The sequence below is a fragment of the Paenibacillus sp. JT22N12 genome, from assembly GCF_056269365.1.
The window spans coordinates 299454-319121 of the sequence record NZ_JBWDNU010000005.1; the positions used below are offsets into that span (position 1 = coordinate 299454).

Genomic DNA, 19668 nt, shown 5'->3' on the forward strand with positions numbered 1-19668 from the left:
CTTGCTGGAGCGCGCTTCGCTGCCGGCGTATGCCGGAGGCTTTGTATAGGCGCCGGTTCCTGAATTCGTTCCGGCTCTTGTCAGCCAAAGACGGGTGGGAGCCCACCAAACAACTCATACAAACGGGCAAGCTCCGCTTCCGGCAGCCCTTGCCCGTCACAATAGCTGATGTTCTTAAGCAGCGATTTCACGGAGCTGGTTCCCGTCAGCGTAACGGCAATATCCGGACAGGTCAGGCTGAAGCGCATGGCCGGCTCGATCAGGCCCTTCGGTCCGGGCCTGCGCAGAAAGTCCAGCTGCGCCTTGCGCCGCTCCGCCTCTTCAAGCAGCTCCCGGCCCTGAAGGAAGGGAGCGGGTGAATCCGCGAGCAGTCCCATGCCCAGCACGCTCCCGTTGATAATGCCGACTCCATGTTCTCTTGCAAAGGGGTGCAGCGTGTCCTTCGACGAGAAATCGATCAGCATGTAGCGGCCGTAATTCTGCACCATGTCAATCTTCCCCGCAGCAATGAAGGGGAGCAGCAGCTCGGGCTTGCCGGCATTGACGCCGATTGCCCGTACCTTGCCCTCCTCCTTCAGCTTCAGGAAAGCCGCGACGGTCCCGTTCATCGCTTCCTCGAAGGTCGTCCGCTCCAGCTCATGCAGCTGAATGAGATCGATATAATCGGTTTGCAGGCGGCGGAGGCTGTCCTCGAAGCAGCTTAGGGTATTCTCGTACGTATAGGCCTGATCGCGCCTCACGGCTTTGGTTGCCAGCACCGTATCGGCGCGTCTTCCCTTCAGCGCGCGCCCGATACGCAGCTCGCTTTGCCCGTTGCCGTACAGGGGAGCGGTATCGATGAAATTAATGCCGGAATCAAGCGCCGTGTGAACGACGCGCTCTATCTCTTCATCCGTAGTTGCGCCGAAGTCGCCGCCCAGGGGGGCGCCGCCAAGACCGAGCTTCGACACCCGGATGCCGGTTTGGCCCAGCGTCGTATATTGCATTTCATTCCCTCCTTGCTTTATCATCCCCCGCAAGCAGAAACGGCTAATGCCGTCCTTTGCGGCAGCGTAAATTACTTCCCTTGGACCTTCTAGTAATGGATAAATGCGATACTTATGCATTCTGGCAAGAAGCAACGGCTATCGCCGTCCCTGGCGGTAAAGTTAGTTTCATCCTCACAATTATCAGAAAAAGTGAGGCCAAATTTTATACGTTCTGATTTTCAAGAAGAAACGGCCGTAAGCTTGCGTTTCTCCGGCCGTTCCCGCCCGCACCGCCAGACAATCACCGGACTTCTAAGTCCTGCCTCGCAGCATGAGCGTGCTGTCCGCCTGCTGCCAGGGCGTTTCATAGGAAGGCGCATTCACATAGCGGTCCATCTGCAGCACCAGTTTGACGCCTGCGCCCCTGCCCAGCCTGACCAGCAGCCACTTGCCGGACGCGTCGGCGCTGCCTGTCCTGCTGCCTGCCTCGTCATACAGCTCAGCCTTGCGGAACGCATGCTCCCCGAAGCTTCCTCCCTGCAAAATAACTTCCTTCTCCTCGAACAGGCTTAAATTGACTAACGTCAGCGTAACGGATGTCTCGGATATACGGTCGATCAGAGCGCCGACCGATTCCGGCAGTCCCGGCCGCTTGCCCAGGCCGTCATAATAACGGATGCGGGCGTGCTGCAGGCCGCCGTGCGAAATATGCGCAGGCGCGCCGAAGGTCAGCTGTATGAGCGATTCCATATAGACCGGGCACATTTCCTGCCAGGCGTGGATGCCGTTAATATCTTCCCAGTCCCAATTGGCAGGATCGCCCGCCTCTGAGCGCATTTTGCCCAGCTGCTGTGCGATCAGGCGGTAATTGGCGTCCAGAATGCGCTGGGGATATTCCGGAAATTCGCCCTGCATGAACAGGAACCACGGAATCAGATTGCCGATGAAATGCTTCGTTTCCTTGCCTGAATCCGGATTTCGCCCCGATACGACGGGAATATCGATTTGTCTCAGAAACTCCGGAATGGCAATGCGCCGGACGCGCTGCTGATCCTCTTCGCTCATGGATACGCTCCACAGATGAATGGGATACACGGCATTGGGTATACGGTAATCCGTCCATCCGGCATCCGTATGCTTGTTCGGCGTGACCCAGCGTCCCTCCTGATCCTCCTTGCCCAGACTCCAGTTCATATCCAGCTGGCTTCTTGCAAGATCCAGCTGGCTTTTGTCGCCTGTCAGCAGCAGCGCGTTCATCGACGCATTGATCATCGGCTCGATAATCGTCAGGAAGCCGTGCGGCCACCGCCACCCATAGTAGCCTCCCCACCATTTTCCATCGTTGTATTCGCCGATCTTCCCGCTTAGACCAACGTTATCGGGCGTCAGCCCCCCGTTACTGGCAGTCCGCTCTCTCCAGGCATCCAGATAGCCCAGCACCCACATGCGGTAGGCTTCATCCCCGGTGAACAGGAAGGCGTGGGTGATCAATCCCGTTGCGTTCAGGTTCAACGGCACATCGCCTTTGGCCTTGCGATCATTCATCCGCTGGATGATTTGCCTGTAAATCAGATCGTCGGACCAGCGGCAGGTGCCGCTGGCGTAATCGACGCCATCCAGATCCTCGAAGGGAGCCGGATAATGATCCAGCACCCCCCGGTGAGTGATCCAGTCTTCTTCCGTCATGTCGAACCGGGGACCGCGGCTTCCCGTAATCGGCGAGCGGATAAGCCTTAGTTCCTTATCATAGTTGGGAGCCGCAGGATCGTCGCCGGTATACATGGCTGCGAATTTTACGGTCCGCTGCCTGTTCTTCAGAGACTCCGGGTCGCTCATGCCCAGAAAATAAAAGTATAAATAGCCTTCGCCATGATGCATCCAGTCATAATAACCGTCAAACTCATTATGAATCTGGCCATACGCGGTCCACTGCCAGGTAAGCGCTTCCCACATGAAGCCGGAAAGCCGCTTGACCTCCTCGCTCCCGCCAATTGTGTAGAGCAGAGACAGATACATGAACGCTTCATAAGGATCGTCCGATCCATCCATTCCGGGCCAATTGTCCCGCCAGATCAGCGTTCCGTCCGGACGTGTGTAGCGGGCAACGAATTCCGATGCCGCCTCGTTCAGCGTATCGATCAGCAGCCGCTCCGTCAGCGCCCATTGTGGAGGCGCCCATAGGGTGTCCGCCTGCAGGATGGGCATTTCCGCCCGTTCTCCCGATAATGGCATAGGTTAAGTTCGCTCCTTTTCGTTTCCTTACTGTGAAGCCTTCCAGGCGTCGAGCTGCTTCTGCGCTTCTGCAATAATCTCGTCAATGCCCGCCTGCTTCAGCTTGTCGCGGAATTCGGCCAGCTTATCCGCCGCGCTGATGACTCCTGTATTCAGGCCGGGGGAATACTCGTCTACCACGGAGGTGACGTTGGCAATTTGCGACATGACCGCATCGGATTTGAACTTGAAGCCCATAATCGGCGAAGGCTTCGCGGATTCGTTCTCTGCCTTTGTCTGCTTCGCAACCTCAGGATCCTTGCCGTCCAGCACATAGCCGTTGAATACATTGCCGAGTACCCAATCGCTGAGAGCATAGCCGCTGTCCGGAATCAGCTTGACCTTGTCGTCCGCCGTTTTCGTGTAGTTCGTGCCTTCAATTCCGTAGATGAGCAGATTATATAACTCTTTATCCGTATTGACCAGATTAATCAGCTGCATGGCCCGCTCGGGATTCTCGGACGTCCGGCTGACCGCCGACATTGTCGTAATAATCGTGTTTGTGCCGGTGTATACATCGGTCACAGGAACATAAACCATATCCTGACCGCCCATCTGAACCTTCGATTCCGCTTCTCCGCCCGGCTTCAGCACATTATGATAGGAAGTGATGACATTGCCGGTCAGATTCATATTGGCTGCGTTCTTGAGCGTTGCCGCGTCCTGATTAATATAGCCTTTCTCAAACCAGTCCTGCACCATGGCCAAATATTCCTCGTACTGCGGCGTCTCATACATATTGATGATTTTGCCCGGGTCATTCAGATCGATGACCGCAATATTCGTGATGACATTTTCCATATTGTAGGTGCGGTTCATATTGCCGAATTTCCCTTTGTTGTCCATGCCCATCGGGATGACGGAGCTGTCGTCCGCATGGATTTCCTCCAGAATCGGCGTCAGATCGGAAGGCTTCTTGAGCGTGCTGATATCTATGCCCAGCTTGTCGATATAGCGCTTCTGAATAAGGAAGCCTTCGCGGTTCGTTACCGTCTGGTAATTGGGGACGCCGTAGATTTGCCCGTCAATTTCAGTTGCCTTCCAGACAAAATCCGGCATGCTGGCCTTAACGTCCGGCGCATAGTTGTCAATCAGCTCATTGAGCGGAAGGAATGCGCCCTTGCCCTGATTTTGCACATAGTCAAAATTCCAGTTGGAGGTCCAGATCAAATCCGTTTTCTCCCCGGATGCGACCACAGTGTTCATCTTCTGCGTGTAATCCCCGAACGCCACCGGCATGAATTTGACAGTCGCGTTGATTTTTTCCTTGATGATTTTGTTCGCTTCCGCAGCGACCTTATCCATAGCGGCGGGAACCGCCGAAACCGGGAAATACCAGGTCAGCTCCACTTCCTTGGACGTATCGGCGCCTTTGTCAGCCGTTTCGCCGGCTGCCCCGGAGTTCGGGGTGTTTGTACTGCCGGCTGCGTCATTCGCGCCATTATTGCCGGTGTTGGAACCGCAAGCGGAAAGAACCAGAACCATCAAGCCGAGCATGACCATGAGCACTTTGTTTTTCGCCTTTGTCATCTTCTTGTAACCTCCCGTTTTCTATTCATCTCTTCTTTGAAGCTGTATGTGTCACAGTCCGTCCGGCCTTGGCCGTGCGGAAGCGGATGAACCGGATTAACCTTTGACGGAACCAACCGTGAGTCCGCTTACAAAATACCGCTGGAAGAAAGGGAACACGAACATCATCGGTCCGGCTGCCAGAACGGCCATCGCCATGCGGGCGGACAGCTTCGGAAACTGTGTCATGTCGATTTGGACATTCACCCTGTCGATATTATTGGACAAATAATCAATCGTGTTCATAATCCGGTACAGCAGCAGCTGCAGCGGAACCAGCTTCTGGTTGTCGATGAACAGGAGCCCCAGCCACCAGTCGTTCCAGTAGGCGAAGGAGATAAACAAACCGACCGTAGCCAGCGCCGGCGTGGACAAAGGCAGCACGATTTTGAAAAAAATGCGGTATTCGCTGGCTCCGTCCATTTTTGCCGACTCATAAATTTCACCGGGAAGCTTCTCCATGAATCCTTTCATAATCAGCACATAGAACGGATTGATCAGATAAGGGATGATCAGGGCCCAGATGGAATCCTTGATGCCCAGATATTGGGTCACGAGAATATAGAACGGCACCAGGCCGCCGCTGAACAGCAGCGTGAAGAACACATACAGCGTCGTGGCCCGCCGGTAGCTGTAGTCCGCCCGGGAGATGGAATAGGCAACCATTGAGGTCAGCAGCAAGCCCGCCACAGATCCCACCACGGTAACCAGAATCGTAACGCCGTAAGCCTGCAGCAGCTGGCCGGGATTTTGGAGAATCATGGAGTAGGCGCTGAAATTAATATGGCTGGGAATGAGCCGGTACCCGGTCGTCAGCAGCGATTTTTCGTCTGAAATCGATATGGAAATCACGAGCAGCAGCGGAATGACGATCAGCGCCGACAGCACGAGAAAGAACAGATTAATGATCAGCTGCGCGGATTTTGCACTAGCCGTATTGGACATGGATTCTTACCTCCTCTAACGCTTACCATAAGGCGTTGTCTGAATTGACTTTTCGGATCAGTGCATTTGCCGCTAACACCAGCACCAGCCCCACAACCGACTGGTAAAGACCGATCGCCGTGGACATCCCGATGTTGCCGACAACGCGCAGGGAGCGGTAGACATACGTATCGATAACGTCCGTTGTCCCGTACAGGAAGCTCGTATCGTTGGGAATAAAATAGAACAGCCCGAAATCGGCGCGGAAGATATTGCCCACATCCACAATGAACAGAACCACAATCAAGGGAACGAGCAGCGGAACGGTAATCCGCGTGATGACCTGCCATTTGTTCGCTCCGTCGATGCGGGCCGCTTCATAATAACTCGTATCGATCCCGATTATGCCTGCATAGTAGATCAGCGTCGAGAAGCCGACCATTTTCCACAGCTTCACCAGCACCAGAATATAAGGCCAATATTGGGATTCCTGATACCATTTGACCGGGTGGCCCCCGAAACGGATGAGCAGCTCGTTCAGGTAACCGCTCGTCTGATCGAAGAAGCCAAGCGTCACGTAGCTGATTACCACCCAGGACAGAAAATAGGGCAGAATAAGCACGGTCTGATGCAGCTTCAGCCAACGCCGGTTGATTTCATTCATGAGAATGGCCAGCGTGACGGCAATCAGAATGGTCAGCACAATAAAGGCCGAATTATACAGGATTGTATTGCGGGTAATGCGGAAGGCATTGTCGGATGTGAAGAAAAACTTGAAGTTGTCCCATCCGACCCAGTCGCTCCCGAGCAGGCCTTTTGCGTAATTGTAGTTTTTGAAAGCGATTACCAAACCGATTAGCGGAAGGTAGTTAAAGATGAGCTTGAACAGAAGAGCCGGCAGTGTAAGAATGAACAGCTGCCGGTTCCTGTTCCAGCGCCTCCATCCGGCGCGAAACCGACTGGTAGAATTCATGGCCTCACCCCTCTCTGACGTGTTACTTCCGATTATGAAGCTGCCGCCCGCCTCTTGAACACTGCTAAATTCATACATCGACTGCGATTTGCGCACTTCCCGGCTGCTCAATTCGAACTGTTCATTCCGGCTATGACTGTTAAAATGTGATTTTTGCAGGCTTTCCGCAGGGAATACCGGCCGCTACGTTCGATGGCCTCTGGGCGTTATACCGTTATGTCTCATGTGGTTCATGTCTCATGTGGCTCAACCTGCCGCATTGCTGCCGACCTCGGGTTGAATTCCTCAAAGTGGGGAAAACCTTACTACAGCTCACCCGACGTGCTCCACAATATGCATTTGCCCCATCCGCCCACTCTAGCAAGGAAAAACCCGCTTGCACCGCTCCCAATCTCTGTTTGAAGCCTCTAAGCCGGAAAAACCCTACTACAACTCCCCAGTCGTGCTCCACAGCACGCATTTGTCCCATTCGCCCGCTCTAGCAAGGAAAAACCCGCTTGCACCGCTCCCAGCCTCGGTTTGAAGCCTCTAAGCCGGAAAAACCTTACTACAACTCCCCGGACGTGCTCCACAGCACGCATTTGCCCCATTCACCCACTCTAGCAAGGAAAAAACCGCTTGCACCGGTCCCAATCTCCGTTTGAAACCATCTAAGCAGGAAAAACCTTACTACAGCTCCCCCCGTCTGCTCCACCGTTCATGCCCCACCCCTATCTGGCCCCGCCTGCCCGCTGCCCCAGAAAAAGTTGTCCTTTCTTATATTCGCGAGCGCTGCCGAGTACTATAAAAAGGCACCCCCGGAATCGTGGAATCCTGCACAGGTATTCCAACAGCATTCGATTCCAGTGGTGCCTGTCATACTGCATTAAGCCAACCGTTAACCAGGGGCAGTCTGGCCCGCCTCCTTACAAATCGCTCTTGCCCTTACCCTCTCCGCGCGATGCGGTATTCGCCCGGGGTCATGCCGATGTTTTTCTTGAACAGCTTGAAGAAATTGCTCTCGCTGCTGTAGCCCACTTTATGCATGATCTCGATGACGCTGTCCTCCTCCTGCTCCAGCAGCTTCATCGCCACCGCCAGTCTCACCTGGTTCATATAATCAGCCACGGACAGAGATTCGCTGCTGCGGAAATACCGGCCCAGGTAGGCCGAGGACATTTTCATAATAGCGGCTATGCTTTGCAGGCTTAAATTGGGATCGGTATAATTCAGCTGCACAATCTCCTTGACCGCCTCGACCAGGAAATTCTGCTTGCCCGTCTTGACGTTATTGCGCTCATTGACCAGCTCTTCGAGAACATGCTCGATCTGCTCTCGGATATCCTCCAGCGTTTCCTGCTCCAGAATCAGGTTCGTATAGCGCTTCAGCTTGCTCATAACGGTCTGCACATGCTGAATGTTCAGCTCCCGGATGGTTTGGTGGATGACCATAATAACCTGCAGCACAGCAAAATCGATCTGCTCGATATGAAGGCCCTTGATCCACACCATCCAATCATCCAGCCTGGCTTTCATCATAGGAAGATCATTGCTGCGGATGCTCTCAGAGAGACGCTTCTCCAGATCAAGGGGGATCTGCTCGTTTGCCTCGCCGGCTTCCGCCGCATACAGCTCTGGCGTAATCAACGCCTGCTTGCCCAGGACCATCCGGTGAAGGGAATAAAATTGAAGCTGCTCATACTGCCGCGTCAGCAGCTTGTAATCATTGAAAGGCTGGCCCACGACGATGGTCAGCGTGAGCTTGTAATAACCGCTGACCGTATCCTGGATCAGCCGAAGCCGCTCAAGCAGCGCGGAGTCCGGCTGTGCTCCGACCTGAGGATGGCGAATCAGCAGGACCAGATGGTCGCTTGCCATATCCACCGCCGGATCGGCATCATGCGAAGCGATGATCTCTTCCACGATGTTGGTCACGGCGAATTTGACCAGCTTCTGTTCCCGTTCATTGCGGGAATCGCGGAATTTGGCGTAATCGTCAATTTTTAGCAGGCAAAGCACAAAGGTGGAGTCGGCATCCAGCCCCCGATCCTGGCAGTACTCCTCATATTCGCTCCTGGATATGCCGGGACTGTCCATCAGCCAGCGCTTCAGAAAATAATGATGCCGCACGTCACGGCTCGCTTCGCGGTCATTGCGGAGAAGACTCATGGTCGTCTGCATATCCTCATAGACGAAGGACAGATAGCCCAGCTCATCCCTGCTGCCGCTCACCCGCTCGCGGTCAGGCGTCGGTGGAAGATTCAGCTGATTCATCAGCTTGCCGACCGGCTTGTACAGCTTTATTGAAGCAAATGCGGCAACAAACAACGAAATCGCCACAAATAAAAGCAGAACCACAAGGGAGAACGTCCCGATGGCATTGATTTTGCCAAAAACGGCATCATAGGGCTGAACACTGACGATTTTCCAGCCATTCACCTTGGAGGTGAGATAGTTGACGATCTGCTTGCCCTGCGCCGTCTTGGCGATAAAATAACCCGAGGGCGCCTCGACATCCAGCAGCCTGCCGTTGAGCTCCTGCATAATGCTGTCGTCCGGGGCCGCCTGCTCGCGGGGACTGAATTGATTGCCCTGCGAATCGATAATGAAGGCATAACCTGACGAATTATCGCCCAACTCGTTGATCATGCGGATATTATCGAACATCCAGGAGGACTTCACATTCAGCATCAGAATACTCTGGCTGGACGAATAGTCGCCAGCCGAGCTGTAGATCAGCAGCGATAATACCGAGCCTTTGCCTGCGCCGTCCTCTTCCGACATGGGCTGGAGCGTAAGCTTGGGGAACGTCCGGTTCTTTTCTAAAAACGCTTTCAAAATATTATAAGGCTCCTTCGCGCCGCAGCTGATCGGCGAAAGAAAGGTGGTCGAATAATAGCATTTATTTGAGCTGTTATAGATCGCAATGGAGCTGAGATAAGGATTGGAGATCAATATCCGGTCCATCTTCTCCAGCTTATTGTAGAATTGGAACATATCGAGGGAGGGACTGTTCAATAACGAGATGATATCGCGGTCATTAAAGGTGGATACGGTCAGATTCGTAACCATTTCATTCAGGTTGTCGATATTGTAGTTGATTTGGCTGAGAACCTTGTGGTTGGCGTCCTGCTGAAGCTCAAGAGCGGTGTTCCGCGAGAAGGCATACAGGACGCTGCAGAAGATCAGCAGCAGGGGCACGATAAGCAGGATGGTTGTGAAGAAGATGCGTTTGAAATAATTGCGTGAACGATAGAGCGCAAACAAGCCCATGGGGATGCCCCTCCCTCTTTTGTATGCGATAATGCCGCCATTATATCACGAAGCAGGTTTGCGGGACGAGTGTATCTGTCGGAATAGGCGGTGAGTACAAATAATTGCAAGAAGAGAACGGATCTCATCGTCTTCTGACGGCAAAAAATGCTTCTTCCCACAGACCTTATCGACATTTTCAGAGTGAAGCTTAATACCAAAGAGTTGAAAAAGGCCGGATTATGCGATATGGAACTCGCGTAATCCGGCCTTTCTGCTGTACTCAGGGAGCCTCGATGTCTCTTCCATTTGGCCGCCCGCTAACGCCTGCCCGCAATCTCCCCGAGCAGCAGCTCCGTTACTTCGGCTACGCTCATGGAGCCGAGGTCGCCCTCTCCCCGCTTGCGGACTGCCACAGAGGCTGTCTGCTGCTCCTGCTCGCCCAGCACCAGCATATAAGGAACCTTCTGCAGCTGCGCTTCCCGGATTTTATACCCGAGCTTCTCGCTCCGCAGGTCCGCCTGGGCACGAATACCCGACCGTTCAAGCTGTCGCTTTACCTCTACCGCATAATCCGAAAACACATCGGACACGGGCAGCAGCTTCACCTGTATGGGAGCCAGCCAGAGCGGAAACGCCCCGGCGTAATGCTCTGTAAGAATGCCGATAAAGCGGTCGATGGAGCCGTACACAGCCCGGTGAATGACAACCGGACGATGCTTCTGGTTATCCTCTCCGATGTAATTCAGATCGAATTTCTCCGGCATCTGAAAATCCAGCTGAACCGTTGCGCACTGCCAGCTGCGCCCAAGCGCATCCAGAATATGAAAATCGATTTTCGGCCCGTAGAAAGCCCCGTCGCCTTCATTCAGCCGGTACTGGATTCCACGATCCTCGAGCACACTGCGCAGGGCTGATTCCGCTGCTTCCCACAGCTCGGCAGAACCCATGGAGTCCTCCGGTCTTGTCGACAGCTCCAGCCTGTAATCGAACCCGAACACCCTGTAGAAGCGGTCAATCAAAGCAAGAACGGCATTTATTTCTTCCGCAATCTGGTCGGGCCGCACAAACAGATGCGCGTCATCCTGGCAGAACGTCCGCACCCGCATCATTCCGTTCAAAGCTCCCGAGAACTCGTGACGATGCACCTGTCCGAATTCGGAGATCCGGATGGGAAGCTCCCGATAGGAGCGCAGGGCGTTTTTGAAGATCAGCATATGTCCCGGGCAGTTCATCGGCTTGAGCGCGAATCTAGTTTCGTCCACCTCGGTAAAATACATATTCTCATGATAATGGTCCCAGTGGCCGGATTCCTCCCACAGCCGCTGATTCATCATGAGCGGCGTACGGACCTCCTCGTAGCCTTCCTGCCGCTGCTGCCTGCGCGAGAATTCCTCCAGCTCGTTACGGATAATCATCCCGTTCGGCAAATAAAACGGCATTCCCGGAGCCTCCTCGGAAAACATGAACAATTCCAGCTCCCTGCCAAGCTTGCGGTGATCGCGTTTCTTCGCTTCCTCAAGCCGCTGCAGATGCTCGTCAAGCTCCGTTTTCTTCACAAAAGCCGTTCCGTACACCCGCTGGAGGACGCTCTTGCTGGAGTCGCCCCGCCAATAGGCGCCAGCCACGCTCTGCAGCTTGAAGGCACGGATCAGGCCCGTTGATGGCAGATGCGGGCCCCGGCACAGATCGAAAAATTCACCCTGATCATAGATCGAAATGACGGCAGCCTCCGGCAAATCGCGAATCAGCTCCAGCTTGTACGGATCATCAAGCTCTCCGAAAATCCGCAGCGCTTCGGTCCTTGATACTTCCCGCCGGGTAATCGGCAGATCCTCCTGCGCGATCCGCTTCATCTCTTCCTCGATGGGTCCCAGTTCATCGACGGAAAGCGGCTTCGCCAAATCCATGTCGTAATAGAAGCCGTCTTGAATGACTGGCCCGATGCCAAGCTTTACCGCTTCCTGCCCATATAAGCGCCTGATGGCCTGGGCCATCAGATGGGCCGCGCTGTGCCGGTAGACAGCCAGGCCGTCCTCGCTCGCCAGTGTGACAATTTCCAGAGCACAGTCTTCGACAAGCGCTGTGTCCAGATCGACAAGCCGGCCGTCTACCCGGGCGCACGCGGCGCTTTTCCGCAAGCTCGGGCTGATCGCTTCGGCAACCTGCAGAGCCGTGGTTCCCTGCTCCACCTCTCGTATTTTCCCATCCTGCATCCTTACTTGAACCCGCTTCATTGCCATTCTCCTTCTCCTCCTTTTCTCCGGTATTTTCGTTTATGTGAACGCAAAAAAACGCCTCCATCCCTGGAAAGGGACGAGTGCGTTCAAGCTCGTGGTTCCACCCTCATTCGATCCGCCTCCAGCTGCGCCATATGCGCTGCTTAAACAAGGCAGGATCCTCATTGATGCATCCGGTAACGGGGATGATTCGGTCTCGTCTACTAACGGCTGCTGTCATTCGCAGCGGGTTCGATGCCACGGCTACAAAGGGGTAATTCCACATCCGGTCACCGGGGAGCTCTCAGCCTTGACTCCTTCTCTGGACAGTCCGTTACGTTGAACCATGTCTTTGATTATCGCCTCATATTCAATTTCCCACAGTATAATGAATTGGCGATACGCGGTCAAGCACAAATTCAAACGACATTCCCAAAATGTGCGGTCATGCAGGTTATACGCCTTTCAGACCGATCAGGGCAATCACTGAAGATAGAAGTCTCATGGACCGCTTCCGCTTCGTTTCAATCCACATCCAGGCACTGCTATCGATTTTTTTGAGCTCACGATTACGCAGTTTCATCTGTTCTTCATAGAAAAAGGGATGATTGATCATCAGCTCCACTTTCCTTCCGTTTATCGTATTTGAGCTCATTATAAATAAAAAAGTATGACAACAGAGTGTCATACTTCATCATATCGGGCTAACATATTTTCAATTTTCTTTTTCATCCGGCGCCTCAGCGAGGGCGGTTCGAGAACGACCACATCCTCGCCGAAGCTCAGCAGCCTTTCCATCAGCCAATCGGTATCGATAGCCTGGGCAATCGTCAGCGTAAGCGTGCCGTCTTCATTGAACCTTTTCTCGTCCAGATAAAATTCATCCAGCACCCTGGCGAGCGGGCCTGCCGAGAAATGGATGACCGCATAATCGACCTGCTCCTGAACATCTCCGCCGCCGGAGAAAATATCTTCGGTGGGAACGTTGTGACGGCGTTCGAACAATTCCGGCAGGGCAGCAAGCTCCGACATTCTCGGCAGCTTGAAAACCCGATAGTCGCTGCGCGAACGGCAGAATCCGTATAAATACCAGGAATCGTATTTCAGCAGCAGGCTGACAGGCTCAACGGTCCGCTCCATTCGCTCATCCTTGGCACTCATATAATAAAATCGGACAAGCTGGCCGGCGTTAATCGCTGATCGCAGAGTTCGGAGAATTTCATTGTAAGCCCTCCAGCTTCCCAGATCCATCGTCAGGCTCGGAGTACGGCTATTCTTGCTCTGAACGGTCTTCAACCGATGAATCGTCTGCTGTGCCCGGTCATCCTGGAATACGGTTGCCGTACTGTTTAGAAGGGTGATCAAGGAGGCGATATCGTCGGAACCGAGCAGGCTTTTGTCCATCTTGTATTCTTTAATGATCCCATACCCGCCGTTCACGCCCTGATAGGATACGACGGGAATGCCTGCCGCGCAGATAGCCTCTATGTCCCGGTAAATGGTCCTTTGCGAAACGCCGTATTTGTCCGCCAATTCCGATGCCGAGACCACCTCATTATTCAGCAGCGCATATGTAATGGATATTAGCCTCTCCAGCTTCATGAATGGATCACCGCCTTTGTCCGATATGCGCATATTTGGATTCCAGGCTGTCAATATGCTGTTTTACTTCAATCCAATTTGCAGCACGCAATACCAGGTCGTTAGTAACACCGGCGATCAGGGCCGGATGACGATCTTCAGTGTCGTTTCCTTCTCCTTGCTGCACAGCCTCATCGCTTCTTCCATTTGATCCAGCTCCAGAACATGCGAAATGATCTTGTCCCCGGGTATGACCCCTGCTTTCATATACTCCAGAACCATCGGCAGGTATATGCCGGGGCTGGCATAACTTGCGCGGAGCTGCAGCTTGCGGACGTGAAAATCGTTGACGTCCAGCTCGATCTTCTCGTCCCCCGAAGCGCCGAACCCGATATAGGAGATGATGCCCCCGAAGGCCAGCAGCGGGAGCGCATCTCCCAGGAAGTGCGCAGGCGCTGTCGTCAGCACGCGGTCGAATTTCTTATGCAGATCAGTCCGCTCGCTCAGCGGCCCATCGACAACAAGGACCTCCGCCCCGAGCTCCTTCGCCACCTCCAGACGCTTGCTGTTGCCGGATCGGCCGATGCAGACGACCTGGACCGCGCCGCTGCGCAGTGCCAGCGGAATCGCCATCAGCCCGATCGGTCCCGGTCCGATGATGCAGACACGCGAGCCCAGCTCGATGCCGGCCGTCTTCACCATGTCCAGCGAGACGCCTGCCGGCTCCGCCAGGCAGGCCACCTCCGGCGAGAGCCCCTCATATGGAACGACGCAGCAGGCGGGAACCGTCATATATTCGCTGAACCCCAGGGCCGGGCGGCCCCAAAAATGCGGCGCGCTGCGGCAAAGATCGACCCTGCCGTTGCGGCATACTTCACATTGACCGCAGAAGCTCGACGATTCCAGCACGACCTTCTGTCCAACCTGCAGGCCGTCGCAGCCGGGTCCCAGCTTCTCGATAACGCCGGCGACCTCGTGGCCGAAGGACTGCCACTCCTTCGCTTTGCTCTCAGCCGCGAACAGATCCGAACCGCAGATGCCGCATGCCTCGACCCGGATGAGCACTTCTTTGGCCGGCGGCTCCTCCGGCATGCTGACCCGTCTGATCTCGGTCTGCCATGGTGCCTTCAAATACGCGCTTCTTATTTCCATATTTACACTCCCCCCACTGCAACCGTTGGATGCAGGCTTGCCGCTGCCCGGTTGTCAGTAACTGCAACCGTTGGATGCAGGCTTGCCGCTGCCCGGTTGTCAGTAACTGCAACCGTTGGATGCAGGCTCGCCGCTGCCCGGTTGTCAGTAACTGCAACCGCTGGATGCAGGCTCGCCGCTGCCCGGTTGTCAGATGAACTGTCATCTCCGCAGAGTTTTTTTGAAGCGCTTACAGCTTCACTGACTCTGCTTACCCTCATTTTACACTTCCAGTCCGTCACTTGTCCTTTGTAATATTGTTCAGCGGACTGGAAATGCCGGATCAGGACAAAGCAGGCGAAAGCCGGCTAACCGCCGGCCACCGCTCCGAACTGATTCGTGAACATTGTAAAATAGATTCCCCGCCGCCCCATCAGCTCCGAATGGGAGCCGCTCTCCACGATTGCGCCGCGGTCGACGACCATAATGGTATCCGCATCGCGGATCGTATTGAGGCGGTGGGCGATGAGGAAGCTGGTCCGCCCCCGCAGCACGCCCCGCAGCGCGTCCTGAATATGCAGCTCTGTCCGCGTATCGATGCTGCTGGTCGCCTCATCGAGAATAAGTATAGACGGATCGGCCAATATAACCCGCGCAATCGCCAGCAATTGGCGCTGGCCCTGGCTCAAATTGCCGCCGTTCTCGGTTAGCGGGGTATCGTAGCGCAGCGGCAGCCTGGCGATGAAAGCTGCTGCATTGGCCAGCTCTGCGGCGCGCTCTACCTCACTGTCGGAGGCATCCGGCTTGCCGTACTTGATATTGTCCTTGATCGTGCCGGAGAACAGATACGTGTCCTGAAGCACGATGCCGAACGCCCGGCGCAGGCTGTCCTTCGTATAGTCGCGGATATCGCGCCCGTCAATCCGGATGGAGCCTTCCGTAACATCGTAAAATCGCGTGATCAGATTCACGACTGTCGTCTTTCCCGCTCCCGTAGGGCCAATGAAAGCAGTGCTCGTTCCTTCTGCCGAGTCGAAGCTGACGTTCTTCAGAATCGGCACGTCGGCTCGGTAGCCGAACGATACATTGTCGAAGACGACATGTCCCCGCGGGTTCGTAAGGGGCACCGCACCCGGCGGGTCCTCCGGCTCCTCTTCCTCGTCAAGCACCTCGAATACCCGCTCCACGCCGGCAACACCCGACTGCAGCACATTGAACAGATTGGCAATATCCGTGAGCGGACGAACGAACTGGCGCGAATAGCTGAGAAAACTGGCGATCACCCCGACCGTAATATGGCCGTTCACCGCCAGGATACCGCCGACAAGAGCCACTGCGGCGAAGCCGATATTGTTGATGACGTTCATGATCGGCATCAGAAAGCCCGCACGGATCTGCGCCTTGATGCCGACCTCGCACAGCTCGGCATTCACCTCGTCGAACTCGGAGATCGCTTTTTCCTCGCGGTTGAACGCCTTGACGATGTGGATGCCGGAGATCGTCTCCTCCACATGGCCGTTCAGCCTTCCAAGGCGGTTCTGCTGCTCCTTGAACAGCGGTCCTGTCGAGCGTGCGATCGCGCGCGTCAGCAGGAAAACGCCGGGCACTGTAATCAGACTCGCCAGCGTCAGCCACGGGCTGAGGACGATCATCATTACAAGCGAACCGACAAGCGCGACCGAGCCCGTCATGACCTGGACGGCGGACTGGGCCACCGTATTGCTGACATTGTCGATATCATTGGACATGCGGCTCATCAGATCGCCGTGCGTTCGGGTATCGAAGAAGCGGATGGGCAGCTTCTGCAGTTTGCCGAACAGCGATGTCCGCAGTCGCCCGACGATACGCTGCGCCACGCCGGCCATCAGCCAGCCCTGCAGAAAAATCAGCCCGCCATCCGCAAGATAGGAAACAACAAGCGCAATCAGCGCAACTTGAAGGAGGCTGAAATCGACCTGCCCGACCGCCTTCCCGCCCCCTGCGCCGGACATCGCATCTACAGCCATCCCGATAAGATAAGGACCGGTCAGCGTAATGAGGGCATCAACCAGGATAATGGCGAAGATAACGGTAAGCCGCTTTCGCTCGCTGCCGACATACGTCCACATCCGCTTCAACGTCGCGGCCAGGTTTTTGGGCTTAACGACCGGGCCGCCTCTGCGTCCGGCGCCGAAGCCGCCCCGTCCCGCCATTCCTATCGGCGGGGGAGGAGGGGCAGGCGTACCAGCCTGCGGCTCGCGGCGTTCATTCTCCTCACTGCGTTCAGACACTGGCATCCACCTCCTGCCCGGCCTGCGACCGGTAAATTTCCTGATACGCCCTGCAGCTTCTCATCAGCTCGTCATGCTTGCCCGTGCCGACGATCTCCCCGTTGTCGAGAACGACGATCTGGTCGGCGTCCATGACGGACGTAATGCGCTGGGCGATCAGCAGACATGTCAGCCCTTCGGCATAACGCTTCAGCGCCTCCTTGATCTTCGCCTCCGTCGCCGCGTCGACGGCGCTCGTGCAATCGTCGAGAATGAGGATCGACGGCTGCCGCACAAGCGCCCTGGCGATCGACAGCCGCTGCTTTTGCCCGCCCGACAGATTGACGCCGCCCTGGCCAAGCTTCGTCTCGTACCCCTCGGGGCATTTCAGAATGAACTCTTCCGCCTGCGCCATCCTCGCCGCCCGCTCCAGCTCCTCCTGAGAGGCATCCTCCTTGCCCCAGAGCAGATTCTCGCGGATCGTTCCCGTGAACAGCACGGTTTTCTGCGGAACAATGGCAATTTTCTCCCTCAGCCGCGCCGGCTCGATCGCGCTCACGTCTTCCCCGCCGACCTCCACCGATCCGGAATCCGCATCATAGAATCGCGGAATGAGGCTGACGAGCGTGCTTTTGCCCGAGCCGGTGGAGCCGATGATGCCGATGGTCTCTCCGGGAAGGCAGTCAAGCGTAATGTTCCGCAGCACGGCTTCCTTGCCCACATAGGCAAAGGATACGTCCTTGAACTCGACGCTTCCGGTCGCCTTCGGCGCGCGCGGCTGTTCCTCTTTCCAGGCCATCGCATCCTGCTCCGCGAAAACCTCGCCGATCCGTTCCGAGGAAGCCTTGGCCCTGATGAACATATTGAATACGTTGGAGATCATCATCAGGGAAAACAGAATCTGCGTCATGTAGTTGATGAAAGCAATGATATGGCCGACCTGCATCTGGCCTTGATCGACGCGGATGCCCCCGATCCAGATGACGGCAACGATGCCGAGGTTGACCGACAGCATGATGCCGGGACTGAACAGCGCCATTGTCCGCATGGCGCGGGTGGAGGCGGTCTGATAGCCCCTGTTGACCTCGTCGAACTTGTCGACCTCGTAATCGAACCGGTTAAACGCCTTGACGACGCGGACGCCGGAGAGATACTCCCTGGAGAGTCCATTGACCCGGTCGAGCGCCGTCTGCACCCTGGCAAATCGCGGGAAGCCGATCCGCATATTGGAGACGATCAGCACCGCCACAATCGGGACGACGACAATCAGCACAACCGACAGCGGCGGATTAAGCCGCACGGCCATGATCAGGCTTCCCAGGCAGACAAGCGGGGCTTTGACAAAAATACGCATCAGCCCGTTCGTAAAATTCTGAATCTGCGTGACATCGTTGGTCAGCCGGGTGACCAGCGAAGCGCGGTCGAACTTGTCGATGCTGTTGAAGGATAAGGATTGGATTTTGCGGAACAGATCCGAGCGGAGCTTCGTGCCGAAATTTTGCGATACATGACTGGAGATGATGTTGCGCATGGACGCACCCACTGCGCCTGCTGCCGTGACAAGCAGCATATAGCCGCCGAACTGCAGCACGTAATCCATCTGCTTGTTCGCGACGCCCTCATCGATGATGCGCGACATCAGCAGAGGCTGCAGCAGATCGCAGAAAGCTTCCAGCATGAGGAAAAGAAGAGCAGCGAAAAAAGGCTTGCCGAATTGGCGGAAGTAAGGTTTCAGAAAGCTCACTTTAGAGGACTCCCTTGCCGTTGTGTATAATCCTCCAAATTATATCACATCGCAAAGCGGATACGTCCCTCACAAAATTTGATTCGGTCATTCATTTAATGAATGAGTGATTTAAGAAATGCAGGCTTCCCCGAAGCCGCCTGTTCGACGGATCTTTCCCTGCCCGTTCCACGCGCTGCACGCCGCTTCAATCCCGCAGATGTATTTTGGGAATACCTTTGGAATTTCCTATGTTAAACTACAAGTAATGATGGTTAGAGGGATGTGGCATGAAATGGAAATCCGGGAACTGCATGGAGATGAACAAGCTCCGATGGATTTGCTGCTGTTGGCGGATCCGTCCCGCAAACTCGTTGACGAGTATATCCGAAGAGGGCAATGCTTCGTCGCAGAATTGAATGATGGGATCGCAGGCGTCTATGTGCTGCTGCCAACGAGGCCGGAAACCGTCGAGATCGTAAATATAGCCGTTGATGAGAGCAAGCAGGGTCAAGGGATAGGCAGGCGGCTGGTAAACCATGCCATTCAGCAGGCCAGGATCCACGGTTACAAGACGATTGAAATCGGAACTGGAAATTCAGGGATCGGGCAGCTTGCGCTTTACCAGAAATGCGGGTTCCGGATAACCGGAGTGGACAGGGACTTCTTCATCAGACATTACACGGAAGAGATATTCGAGAACGGAATACAGGTAGTGGACATGATACGGTTGGCGCAGGATCTGTAGGGTAGGGTTCAGTTCAAAAAACCACATAAAAATGCCTCCGAATCCACTTCTTAAGCGGGACGGAGGTTCCTGGACAAATGA

General features: G+C 55.1%; 14 protein-coding genes. 1 reads left to right on the forward strand and 13 read right to left on the reverse strand.

Going from position 1 to position 19668, the window contains the following annotated elements; all coding sequences use genetic code 11:
- Nucleotides 1–80: 80 nt before the first annotated feature.
- From AC0YOA_RS20635 to AC0YOA_RS20695, 13 genes are all read right to left on the reverse strand, one after another.
- Complete coding sequence (locus tag AC0YOA_RS20635; RefSeq protein ID WP_475788193.1) at nt 81–986, reverse strand: aldo/keto reductase; 906 nt, start codon at nt 984–986, stop codon at nt 81–83.
- Nucleotides 987–1280: 294 nt separating this feature from the next.
- A complete protein-coding gene (locus AC0YOA_RS20640) occupies nt 1281–3200 on the reverse strand; it encodes a DUF8034 domain-containing protein (protein ID WP_475788194.1) in 1920 nt (639 codons plus the stop codon).
- A gap of 27 nt (nt 3201–3227) precedes the next feature.
- The gene (locus AC0YOA_RS20645) at nt 3228–4769 is read right to left on the reverse strand and encodes an ABC transporter substrate-binding protein (protein WP_475788195.1); all 1542 of its coding nucleotides are present in this window, start codon (nt 4767–4769) and stop codon (nt 3228–3230) included.
- Nucleotides 4770–4865: 96 nt separating this feature from the next.
- Entirely contained in the window at nt 4866–5753 is an 888-nt protein-coding gene (locus AC0YOA_RS20650; RefSeq protein ID WP_210038818.1) for a carbohydrate ABC transporter permease, read from the reverse strand.
- A 22-nt stretch (nt 5754–5775) separates the two neighbouring features.
- Nucleotides 5776–6705 carry an ABC transporter permease gene (locus tag AC0YOA_RS20655; RefSeq protein ID WP_210038817.1) on the reverse strand — a complete coding sequence of 310 codons (930 nt, stop codon included), beginning with the start codon at nt 6703–6705 and terminating at the stop codon, nt 5776–5778.
- 924 nt (nt 6706–7629) lie between these two features.
- Nucleotides 7630–9957, reverse strand: a complete 2328-nt coding sequence (locus AC0YOA_RS20660; protein WP_475788196.1) for a helix-turn-helix domain-containing protein — start codon at nt 9955–9957, stop codon at nt 7630–7632.
- Nucleotides 9958–10256: 299 nt separating this feature from the next.
- Nucleotides 10257–12179, reverse strand: coding sequence for a threonine--tRNA ligase (gene thrS, locus AC0YOA_RS20665; protein ID WP_475788197.1), 1923 nt, complete (start codon nt 12177–12179; stop codon nt 10257–10259).
- A gap of 430 nt (nt 12180–12609) precedes the next feature.
- Nucleotides 12610–12771 (reverse strand): hypothetical protein, encoded by a 162-nt coding sequence (locus tag AC0YOA_RS20670; protein ID WP_475788198.1) that lies wholly within the window; start codon nt 12769–12771, stop codon nt 12610–12612.
- A gap of 68 nt (nt 12772–12839) precedes the next feature.
- The gene (locus AC0YOA_RS20675; RefSeq protein WP_475788199.1) at nt 12840–13757 is read right to left on the reverse strand and encodes a helix-turn-helix transcriptional regulator; all 918 of its coding nucleotides are present in this window, start codon (nt 13755–13757) and stop codon (nt 12840–12842) included.
- Nucleotides 13758–13874: 117 nt separating this feature from the next.
- Complete coding sequence (locus AC0YOA_RS20680; RefSeq protein ID WP_475788200.1) at nt 13875–14888, reverse strand: zinc-dependent alcohol dehydrogenase; 1014 nt, start codon at nt 14886–14888, stop codon at nt 13875–13877.
- Nucleotides 14889–14890: 2 nt separating this feature from the next.
- Nucleotides 14891–15148 (reverse strand): hypothetical protein, encoded by a 258-nt coding sequence (locus tag AC0YOA_RS20685; protein ID WP_475788201.1) that lies wholly within the window; start codon nt 15146–15148, stop codon nt 14891–14893.
- Nucleotides 15149–15235: 87 nt separating this feature from the next.
- The gene (locus tag AC0YOA_RS20690) at nt 15236–17143 is read right to left on the reverse strand and encodes an ABC transporter ATP-binding protein (protein WP_475788202.1); all 1908 of its coding nucleotides are present in this window, start codon (nt 17141–17143) and stop codon (nt 15236–15238) included.
- Nucleotides 17130–18860 carry an ABC transporter ATP-binding protein gene (locus AC0YOA_RS20695; RefSeq protein ID WP_475788203.1) on the reverse strand — a complete coding sequence of 577 codons (1731 nt, stop codon included), beginning with the start codon at nt 18858–18860 and terminating at the stop codon, nt 17130–17132. The genes AC0YOA_RS20690 and AC0YOA_RS20695 overlap by 14 nt, the downstream gene beginning before the upstream one ends.
- A gap of 274 nt (nt 18861–19134) precedes the next feature.
- On the opposite strand from AC0YOA_RS20695, the gene AC0YOA_RS20700 reads away from it, so the two are divergent.
- Complete coding sequence (locus AC0YOA_RS20700; protein ID WP_475770131.1) at nt 19135–19587, forward strand: GNAT family N-acetyltransferase; 453 nt, start codon at nt 19135–19137, stop codon at nt 19585–19587.
- Nucleotides 19588–19668 lie beyond the last annotated feature (81 nt).

Excerpts from the sequence above, each read along its gene's own strand:
- AC0YOA_RS20660 (WP_475788196.1), bottom strand. The coding sequence starts at position 9,957 with ATGGGCTTGTTTGCGCTCTATCGTTCACGCAATTATTTCAAACGCATC.
- AC0YOA_RS20690 (WP_475788202.1), bottom strand. The coding sequence starts at position 17,143 with ATGCCAGTGTCTGAACGCAGTGAGGAGAATGAACGCCGCGAGCCGCAG.
- AC0YOA_RS20675 (WP_475788199.1), bottom strand. The coding sequence starts at position 13,757 with ATGAAGCTGGAGAGGCTAATATCCATTACATATGCGCTGCTGAATAAT.
- AC0YOA_RS20670 (WP_475788198.1), bottom strand. The coding sequence starts at position 12,771 with ATGATCAATCATCCCTTTTTCTATGAAGAACAGATGAAACTGCGTAAT.
- AC0YOA_RS20700 (WP_475770131.1), top strand. The coding sequence starts at position 19,135 with ATGGAAATCCGGGAACTGCATGGAGATGAACAAGCTCCGATGGATTTG.
- AC0YOA_RS20680 (WP_475788200.1), bottom strand. The coding sequence starts at position 14,888 with ATGGAAATAAGAAGCGCGTATTTGAAGGCACCATGGCAGACCGAGATC.
- AC0YOA_RS20685 (WP_475788201.1), bottom strand. The coding sequence starts at position 15,148 with ATGAGGGTAAGCAGAGTCAGTGAAGCTGTAAGCGCTTCAAAAAAACTC.
- AC0YOA_RS20645 (WP_475788195.1), bottom strand. The coding sequence starts at position 4,769 with ATGACAAAGGCGAAAAACAAAGTGCTCATGGTCATGCTCGGCTTGATG.
- AC0YOA_RS20650 (WP_210038818.1), bottom strand. The coding sequence starts at position 5,753 with ATGTCCAATACGGCTAGTGCAAAATCCGCGCAGCTGATCATTAATCTG.
- AC0YOA_RS20640 (WP_475788194.1), bottom strand. The coding sequence starts at position 3,200 with ATGCCATTATCGGGAGAACGGGCGGAAATGCCCATCCTGCAGGCGGAC.
- thrS (WP_475788197.1), bottom strand. The coding sequence starts at position 12,179 with ATGGCAATGAAGCGGGTTCAAGTAAGGATGCAGGATGGGAAAATACGA.
- AC0YOA_RS20655 (WP_210038817.1), bottom strand. The coding sequence starts at position 6,705 with ATGAATTCTACCAGTCGGTTTCGCGCCGGATGGAGGCGCTGGAACAGG.
- AC0YOA_RS20635 (WP_475788193.1), bottom strand. The coding sequence starts at position 986 with ATGCAATATACGACGCTGGGCCAAACCGGCATCCGGGTGTCGAAGCTC.